A 9,589-nucleotide genomic window follows, 5' to 3' on the forward strand; every position below is an offset into this window, starting at 1 on the left:
ACAAGGAGAAAAGACACTATGGAAATGCAGATGAATTTTATCCGGAAACTTCCGACACCGCAGGAGCTGAAGGCGGAGTTTCCGCTTGACCAGAGGCTGAAGGATATCAAAGAGCAGAGAGACCAGGAGATCGAAGCTATCTTTACCGGGAAGGATGACCGCTTCCTTCTGATTATCGGCCCCTGCTCGGCGGACAATGAAGATGCTGTTCTGGATTATATGAACCGTCTGGCAAAAGTACAGGAAAAGGTGAAGGACAGAATCTTCATCATTCCCCGTGTCTATACGAATAAACCGAGAACGCTCGGCACCGGATATAAGGGAATGCTGCATCAGCCGGATCCCGAGGGCAAGGAGGATATGCTCGCGGGCATCATCGCGATCCGGGATATGCACACGAGAGTGATCCGGGAGACCGGCTTCACCTGCGCGGAGGAGATGCTCTATCCGGAGAATCACCGATATCTGTCGGATCTGCTGTCCTATGTGGCGGTCGGCGCGCGCTCCGTGGAGGATCAGCTGCACCGCCTCGTGGCGAGCGGCATCGGCATCCCTGCAGGAATGAAGAATCCGACCTCCGGCGATCTGACGGTTATGATGAATTCCATCACAGCGGCTCAGTCCAGACAGAAGTTCCTTTACAGGGGATGGGAGGTTCAGACAACCGGAAATCCGATGGCACATGCTATTCTCCGCGGATATGTTGACAAATTTAACAACAGTATGCCAAATTATCATTATGAGGACCTTCGGAATGTCTGCGAGCTCTATGCGGAGCGGGATCTGAAGAACCCGGCGGTGATCGTGGACTGCAATCATGCGAATTCCGGCAAAAAATACATTGAGCAGATCCGTATTGCCAAGGACGTTCTTCACAGCATGCATGTATCTGAAGACATTCACAGGATGGTGAAGGGACTCATGATCGAGAGCTATCTGGAAGATGGAAACCAGAAGATCGGTGAGGGTATCTATGGAAAATCAATCACAGATCCCTGCCTTGGCTGGGAGAAGTCCGAGAAGCTGATCTGCGAGCTGGCAGAACTGGTATAAGCTGACAGAACGCTCAGAAAATAAACAGACCAGAATAGCGCGTTCAGAACGCTCAGAAAATAAACAAACCCAAACAGAGCGTTCAGAAAACAAACAAACGAACCGGCGCAGCATGCAGGACTGTGCGAAGAAGAGTAAGTGAATGATAACAGATGAGACGCAGAAAACTGAAAGAGATAAAACCGCGTATCCGGATTCGCGGGAGGCGCTTGCCGGGCAGATTCTGCAGTTCGTGCGGGACAAGCTGATCACGGAGATGCCATATCTGAACCGGGCGCTGCTGACTATGCCGGTGGTCTTTTATACACCGTCCGCAGAGAAAGCTGATGAACCGGGAGACAGGACGAATCCGGCTCCGAAGGGCGAACTGACGGGAGACAGGACGAATCCGGCTCTGAAGGGCGATCACGAAAAGAAGACCATCGGGGAAAAGCTCGCCGGAAGTCTGCTCGGTATTGATGCCGGCGGGTACCGTCTGGCGGATCTTCCTGCGGGCATCGGAACCAACGGCAGCTACATATACTGCGACGCGGAAACGGTGATCCGGTTGTTTCGAGAGGATCGGATCCGACTGATCCGAACCTGCCTTCACATGATTTTCCACTGTCTCTTTCGGCATCCGTTCCGGTATGCGAGACTGGAGACGGGGCTGTGGGACATGGCTGCCGATATCGCCGCGGAAAACGCGGTGGAGGAGTGCGGCCTTCGTGATCTGGAGCTCCCGGAAGACTGGGAGCGCAGAAACCGGATCCGCCAGCTGCGCAGATACACAGAGAAGATGACCGCCGAGAGCCTTTATCGTTTGTTCCTTGGAGAATCCGTACCGGAAAAGGATGGCAATGTTCCGGGAGAAAATCAGGTCACGAAGGATGGCAATGTTCGGGGAGAGAATCTGGCCTCGAGGGATGGTAATGTTCCGGGAGAAAATCTGGCCTCGGGAGATGGCAATGCTCATAGAGAGAATGGAGCAGAGGAACTCCGTGAGCTTTTCCATTTTGATCTGCACGAGCCATGGCTGATGGAAGATCATGTCTGGAAGGAGATGATCATCCGCCGGGGCGGAGATTCGGTGGGACAGAAGTGGCAGACCATCAGCAGCGGCGTGCAGAAGGACATGGAATCCTTCGAGAAGAACCAGGCAAGAGTTCCGGGTGGATTGAAAAAGGTTTTTCACGAGCAGTACCGGAAAAGCGGAGAGTATGAGTCGTTTCTCCGGAAGTTTGCGAGATCGGCGGAAGAGATTCACGTCAACCCGGATGAATTTGACTATATCTATTATACCTATGGCATGCAGCTGTACCGGAATATGCCGCTGATCGAGCCGCTTGAATATCGGGAGACCATGAAGATCCGTGATTTTGTCATCGCGCTGGATACCTCTGGATCCTGCCAGGGATCGACGATCCGGAACTTTCTCCACAAGACTTGGTCCGTGCTGAAAACGACAGAAAGCTTTACAGAACGGATGAATCTTCATATTATACAATGTGACAGCGACATACAGGAGGACAGAAAGATAACCTCCGATGAAGAGTTTGAGCGGTACATGAAGAGCATTGAGATTTCCGGGTCCGGAGGAACGGACTTCCGGCCCGTGTTTGAACGGGTAGACCAGATGAGATCTTCCGGAGAACTGAGAAATCTCCGGGGACTCCTTTATTTCACGGACGGATACGGGACGTTTCCACTGCGGAAACCAGAGTATCAGACGGCGTTTATTTTTGTCAGAGAGGGATTTGAGATTCCGAAGGTGCCGTCGTGGGCGATGAGGCTCGTTCTGGACGCGGAAGACCTTGGTTAGCGGAAGCAAAGATGAAGATGCGTGAGCAGTAAGCCGCGTCCGCCGGGCATGCATCGCAATCGTGCTGACAGGCTGGCGGAACTGGCCCTGAAAAAGAAAACGTAATACAAACGGAGACGCAGACGGGGCGACGAACCGGAACACAAACGGAGACGCAGAAAGAGTCAGAGATACAGAAAGAGTCAGGAATGAATATACAGCAGGCAAAGGAACAGATTCGTCAGGCAGTGATGATCTATCTGATGAAGGATGAATATGGAAATTACAGAATTCCTCTGGAGAGGCAGAGACCGGTGTTCCTGATCGGCGCGCCGGGAATCGGAAAAACTGCAATCATGGAACAGATCGCGAGGGAGCTTGATATCTCCCTCGTCTCATATTCCATGACACACCACACGAGACAGAGCGCGCTCGGTCTGCCGTTTATCTCCCGCAAGAGCTATCAGGGCGAAGCCTGCAATGTTTCCGAATATACGATGAGTGAGATTATCGCCTCCATGTATGAAAACATGGAGAAATCCGGGAAAAAGGAGGGCATCCTGTTTCTGGATGAGATCAACTGTGTATCGGAAACGCTCGGTCCTTCCATGCTTCAGTTTTTACAGTACAAGACCTTCGGCAATCATCAGATTCCGCGGGGCTGGGTCGTGGTAACTGCCGGCAATCCGCCGGAGTACAACCGCTCGGTGCATGAGTTTGATATCGTCACACTGGACCGCCTTAAGGTCCTGAAGGCGGAGCCGGACTATGCCACATGGAAGACCTATGCAGAAAAGCAGGGAATTCACAAGGCGATTCAGTCTTATCTGGATATCAATCCGGATGATTTCTATTCGATCGAGACGACGGTTGACGGCAAGAACTATGTGACGGCGCGCGGCTGGGAAGATTTGTCCGAGGCAATTTTTCTCTATGAGGAACAGAGTTTCCCGGTTGATGAGATGCTGATCGGACAGTATCTGCACCATCCGAGAATTGCCGCAGAATTTGCGACGTATTATCAGCTGTACCGGAAGTACCGGGAAGACTACCAGGTCCGCCGCATTCTGGACGGGACCGCGGAGAGCCAGATCGTGGCGAGAGCGGGGAAGGCACCCTTTGATGAGAGAATCACGCTTCTTGGGCTTCTGACGGAGGCGCTTCTGCCGGAAATCCGGCAGAACGTGCGGGAGGAAGACTGCCTGAAGGGTTTGCACGCCGGACTGGCTGAGATCGGTGCCGGGATACAGGAAAAAAATGCGCGGTCCGTCTCGGAGCTTCTGACAGAAGCTATGCAGAAAGAAGAGCAGAAGCTGGAGGAGCTGACGGCGGCAAACGGGATCACAGACGATGAGAGACTCCGGAGGCAGTACCCCATCGCCTTTGCCGGGGAGTGTCTGAAGGATTTTCGTCTGGAAAAGCCTGCGGGATCCGATAAGGAATTTGAAATTGTAAAAAGAATTTTCGCGGGGCGCGTCAGCTCTATGAAGGAGGAGACCTCCCGGATCAGCAGGGAAATTTCCAACGTATTCGATTTTGTCAGCCGCGCCTTTGGCGACGGGAATGAAATGCTTCTCCTGGTGACAGAACTTACAGTCAATGATTACAGCGTCCGTTTTCTCAGTGCGCACGGGAATGAGGAATATTTCCGCTATCATAAAAAGTTCATGCTTTCCGAGAGGGAAAAGGAACTTTCCCGGGAAGTGAATGCGATTTAAGGCAGAATGGTACCGGGAAAATGAATGCAATGCGAGAAAAAATGGTGCCGGGAAGTGAATGTGTTGTGAAGCAGATTGGAATAGCGCATGGTATCGATAGATAAGTATTTAAAAAAAGACGCAATTCTGTTAAAATATGCACGTAGCGCGGGAGAAAACGAGACAGACAGAATAAAACTTCAGAATTCCGGCACGATTCTTGTGTTTCCGGTTGAGAATACCTACATGATGAATGATCTGCTCACCGGGTTCGGCAGAAACGGGAAGGAGTATGATTTCTCGGTCTATGACAGGGTGCTCGACCGTACCTGGATGGATTCCAGGAGAGTGGAAATGATTCTGATGCGTCTGAAATATCCGGAGGATCTCGCCCCGGAGAAGGCGGCGGAGTACCGCGGCAGAATCAATGAAAAGCTGGAGGAAATTCTGCGTCATCTCGCGGCTGACCGGAATCTCCCGGTGCTGAAACTTCTGGCGGAAGAGGGATTTTTCAATGCGGCAAATATTGAGGGCTGCATTAAAACTCTCGAAAGAGCCGGTGAGAGAGAAATGATGCTCTGGCTGATGAACTGGAAGAATCAGGAGATCGGAAGCGACGCGTTTGATTTTTCACTCTGATGCGGCAGGCACGCGTATATGCGGTGGATTGCTGAGATGCGCGCCGCGGAATAAATGATGAATATGATTGAGTGGTTAATAAATCAGGATGATTGTTCCGCAGAGGCAGAATCTGCCTTTCGGATGAATCATAAATCAACTATTTAAAATTTTTTCAAAAGGAGGAGCCGGTTATTCCGGCGAGTGGAGATGGAGAAAATTTTCAAACTCAAAGAGCACGGCACAACCGTGAGAACTGAGATCATCGCTGGTCTCACAACTTTCCTGACGATGGCTTACATCCTTGCCGTCAACCCGAATATTCTGGGTACGGTTATGGATCGGAGCGGCGTATTCGTTGCAACAGCTCTTGCTTCGGCGATCGCTACCTTCATCATGGGATTCTTCGCAAATTACCCGATTGCTCTTTCCGCAGGTCTCGGACTGAACGCGTATTTTGCTTATACCGTATGTCTGGGCGAACTTGGAGGACAGGCAGATGCATTCACAATCTGTCTGACTGCTGTATTTATTGAGGGCATTATCTTTATCATCATGTCCCTGTTCAAGGTACGTGAGCAGATCATCAACGGAATCCCGGCAAACCTGAAGAACGGTATCTCCGCAGGTATCGGACTGTTCGTAGCGTTCATCGGTCTTCAGAACGCGAACATCGTCGTTGCAAATGATTCCACAAAGGTTGGCCTTGGAGACTTCAGCAAACCGGATGTCGCCCTGGCGCTGATCGGATTCATCATCATCCTGATCCTGGTGCATTACAATGTAAAGGGTTCTGTACTGATCGGCATTATCGTTACCTGGGTTCTCGGAATGATCGCACAGGCAGCCGGCTGGTATGTTGTTGACGTTGACGCGGGCGTCTACAGTGTATTCCCGAACTTCTCCGCAGGTCTTCAGCTCGGAGGCATCGCGAACACGGCGTTCAAGTTTAATTTCGCATGGGCAGGACAGCATCTGATTCAGTTCATCGCGATTATGTTCAGCTTCCTGTATGTAGATCTTTTTGATACCGTTGGAACGGTTGTCGGCGTTGCAGACAAGGCGGGACTTCTGGATGAGGATGGAAATCTTCCCCGTGTAGGCCGTGTACTTCTGTCTGATGCTATTGGTACTGTTGCAGGTGCCTGCCTTGGTACATCCACGATTACTTCCTTCGTAGAATCCAGCGCAGGTGTCGCTGCAGGCGGACGCACCGGTCTGACCGCGGTTACAACCGGCGTGATGTTCATCCTGTCCCTGTTCCTGAGCCCGATCTTCCTTGCAATTCCGAGCTTTGCTACAGCACCGGCTCTTCTGTATGTCGGCATGCTGATGATCTCGTCAGCGAAGAAGATTGAATTTGACGGAGATATCGCCGATACGGCAGCCGCGTACATGGCGATGCTGATGATGCCGCTGGCGTACTCCATCGCGACAGGTATCATGTTCGGTATCCTGTCATGGGTTATTCTGAAGGTATTCGAGAAGAAGGCAAAGGATGTCAGCCCGGTAATGTGGGTGGTATTCGTTCTGTTCTGCCTGAGGATTGTATCTCTGGTTACAAACTTCTCGTAAATCAGACAATCAGATCCATCGATAAAATTCAGGCATTAAATCCGGTGATAAATATGCCTGGTAAAAATTAACAGCAATGCATGGCAGTGAAATGAATTGCAATGCAGCGAAAGGGCTGTCGCGTCATCTGATGCGACAGCCCTTTCGCTGCTTAAAAGCCTTATAAAATTCATCCGTGCACCAAACCGTCCGCCAGAACAGGCATTTCCCCCTTCGCTGCTTAAACGGTATATACAATTCACCCGAGTGTCACGACGACATTTACGTCAGTTTTATCCTGAACAGGCGGAATCACGTTGCCTTTGACCGGACTGCCATCTATCGTCATGGATTTCACACCCTTCTGTACGTGAGCGGAGTTGTCCACGGTGATGTGGTATCTGACGCCGCGGAAGGTGCGGTCAATGGTGTATCCCTCCATGTTGTCAGGAATGCACGGATCGATTTTCAATCCGTGGAAGGTAGGCTGAACACCGAGGATGTACTGACTCATGGCCGTGAAGGTCCACGCGGCGGTGCCGGTGAGCCAGCTGTTTTTGCCCTCTCCGAAGGTTGGCGCGTCAATGCCGGCGACCATCTGACAGTACACATATGGTTCTGTGCGGTGAATCTCGCTGATATCTTCCAGGTAGATCGGACAGGTCTTGCGGAACACCTCAAAGGCGCGGTTGCCGTGGCCGAGAACGGTCTCCGCACAGGCAATCCAAGGGTTGTTGTGACAGAAGATCCCTGCGTTTTCCTTATACCCCGGAGGATAAGAGGAAATTTCACCGAGCTCGACATGATATTTTGTGTAAGCCGGCTGCAGCAGGACGATGCCGTATTTTGTCTCGAGCTTCTGCTCAACGCTTTTGAGTGCGGTTTCGGCCTTTCCGTCCTCTACTCCGACACCTGCCATTACGCACATGCCCTGAGGCTCGATATAGATCTGGCCCTCTTCACAGGTATGGCTCCCGACAGGCTTGCCATATGCGTCATATGCACGGATAAACCAGCTGCCGTCCCATCCGGCATCTTCGATGGCGGTCTCCATTTCCTTCACATTCCTGCGGACTTCCGCAGCTTCTTCATCAAGACCGGTCTGATCACACAGTTCCGCATATTCCGTTCCGTATTTGACATACATTCCCGCGATAAAAACAGACTCTGCCACCGGTCCCTCGCTCGGACCGAAGGTCTGAAAGCTTTCGCCGGGTTCCTCTGAGAAACAATTCAGATTCAGGCAGTCATTCCAGTCTGCGCGGCCGATCAGCGGAAGGCTGTGGGGCCCCCGGTGCGTTGAGGTGAAGCGGAAGCTTCTTCTCAGGTGCTCCATCAGCGGAACGGCCCTGGAAAAATCGCAGTCAAAGGCGCATTTTTCGTCCAGAATTGAGAAATCGCCGGTCTCGCGGATGTATGCACAGACAGCGGCAATCAGCCACAGAGGGTCGTCGTTAAAGCCCCCGCCGATGTCGGCGTTTCCCTTTTTGGTCAGAGGCTGATACTGATGGTACGTGCTGCCATCCTCGAACTGAGTATTCGCAATATCGATAATTCGTTCACGTGCCCTTTCGGGGATCAGATGAACGAACCCCAGAAGATCCTGACAGGAATCCCGGAATCCCATTCCTCTCCCGAGACCGCTTTCGAAATAGCTGGCGCTGCGGCTCATATTGAAGGTCACCATGCACTGATACTGGTTCCAGATGTTCACAAGGCGGTTCAGCTTTTTATCATCGGTGTGCACGGTATAGGTGGATAACAGCCGGTTCCAGTAATCCTTCAGTTCCTGAAAAGCCTGATCAACCTGTTCATCGGTCTGATATTTTGCAAGAAGCTCATTTGCCGGCTTCTTGTTGATGACATTCGGGGCCTCGAACTTCTGATCCTTCGGATTCTCACAGTATCCCAGAACAAAAATAAAGCTCTCCGAGGCACCCGGGGCGAGATCGACCTTGAGATGGTGACTTCCGACCGGCTGCCAGCCGTGTGCGATACTGTTCCTGCTTTTTCCTGCAAGCACTGCCTCAGGATTGGCAAAGCCGTTGTAGAGTCCGATGAAAGCCTCTCTGCTGGTATCGAATCCGTCGATATCGCGGTTCACAGAATAGACGGCATAGTGGTTCCGGCGTTCACGATATTCGGTCTTGTGGTAGATCGTATTTCCGAGTACCTCCACCTCACCGGTGGAAAAATTGCGCTGGAAATTTGAAGCGTCATCCTGTGCGTTCCAGAGACAGAACTCTACGAAGCTGAACAGATCCAGATGCCGCTGGGAAGAGGAGTTGTTCGTCAGAATGATGCGGTTGATCTCACAGTTATCATGAATCGGTACAAATGCCTGAAGCGTAGCCTCGATCTGATTTTTGCTGCCGGTGATAATGGTGTATCCCAGACCGTGGCGGCAGGAATAGCTGTCGAGTTCAGTCTGTGTCGGCTGCCAGCCGGGGTTCCAGATGGTATCCCCGTCTTTAATATAGTAATAACGTCCGCCGTTATCGAGAGGACAGTTATTGTAGCGATATCTGGTTAGACGCAGGAGCTTCGCGTCTTTATAGAAGGAATATCCTCCAGCCGTATTTGAAATCAGGCTGAAAAAATCCTGCGAACCCAGATAATTGATCCAGGGAAGGGGAGTACGGGGAGTGCTGATCACGTACTCTTTGTTCGCGTCGTCAAAGTGTCCGAATTTCATCTGATATCCTCCTTTCAGATTCAGGTGGTTCTGTATATGCATACATAATATAAGACGGGTCTCGTGCGTGCGCGGCGTGACAGCCGGCTTTGTAATCGTCAGGATTCATCATCTGTCAGGTCTCTTGCGCGTGCTGCAACAGGCGGCATTGTAATCGTCGAGATTCATCATCTGTCAGATCTCTTGCGCGTG

The 9,589-nt window shown here is 51.5% G+C and carries 6 protein-coding genes; 5 read left to right on the top strand and 1 reads right to left on the bottom strand.

All coding sequences use genetic code 11. The features are described from left to right. Positions 1 to 18 precede the first annotated feature (18 nt). The 5 genes from ACTQZS_RS12415 (at position 19) to ACTQZS_RS12435 (ending at position 6,723) form a co-directional block, all read left to right on the top strand. On the top strand, positions 19 to 1,053 hold the full coding sequence (locus ACTQZS_RS12415) for a 3-deoxy-7-phosphoheptulonate synthase (RefSeq protein ID WP_441100446.1): 1,035 nt from the start codon (positions 19 to 21) through the stop codon (positions 1,051 to 1,053). Positions 1,054 to 1,195: 142 nt separating this feature from the next. Further along, positions 1,196 to 2,854, top strand: coding sequence for a vWA domain-containing protein (locus ACTQZS_RS12420; RefSeq protein WP_441476092.1), 1,659 nt, complete (start codon positions 1,196 to 1,198; stop codon positions 2,852 to 2,854). A 188-nt stretch (positions 2,855 to 3,042) separates the two neighbouring features. Continuing rightward, a complete protein-coding gene (locus tag ACTQZS_RS12425; RefSeq protein WP_441476093.1) occupies positions 3,043 to 4,551 on the top strand; it encodes an ATP-binding protein in 1,509 nt (502 codons plus the stop codon). Between the two features lie 87 nt (positions 4,552 to 4,638). Further along, positions 4,639 to 5,169: a hypothetical protein gene (locus tag ACTQZS_RS12430; RefSeq protein ID WP_441476094.1), complete on the top strand. Its 531-nt coding sequence runs from the start codon at positions 4,639 to 4,641 to the stop codon at positions 5,167 to 5,169. 189 nt (positions 5,170 to 5,358) lie between these two features. Then, on the top strand, positions 5,359 to 6,723 hold the full coding sequence (locus ACTQZS_RS12435; RefSeq protein ID WP_441476095.1) for an NCS2 family permease: 1,365 nt from the start codon (positions 5,359 to 5,361) through the stop codon (positions 6,721 to 6,723). Between the two features lie 238 nt (positions 6,724 to 6,961). Here the strand turns inward: ACTQZS_RS12435 and ACTQZS_RS12440 are convergent, their stop codons facing one another. Beyond that, positions 6,962 to 9,397, bottom strand: a complete 2,436-nt coding sequence (locus tag ACTQZS_RS12440; RefSeq protein ID WP_441476096.1) for a GH36-type glycosyl hydrolase domain-containing protein — start codon at positions 9,395 to 9,397, stop codon at positions 6,962 to 6,964. Between the last annotated feature and the right edge of the window lie 192 nt (positions 9,398 to 9,589).

Origin of the sequence: Bilifractor sp. LCP19S3_H10 (assembly GCF_052119185.1) — a bacterium.
Classification (GTDB): Bacteria; Bacillota; Clostridia; order Lachnospirales; family Lachnospiraceae; genus Bilifractor.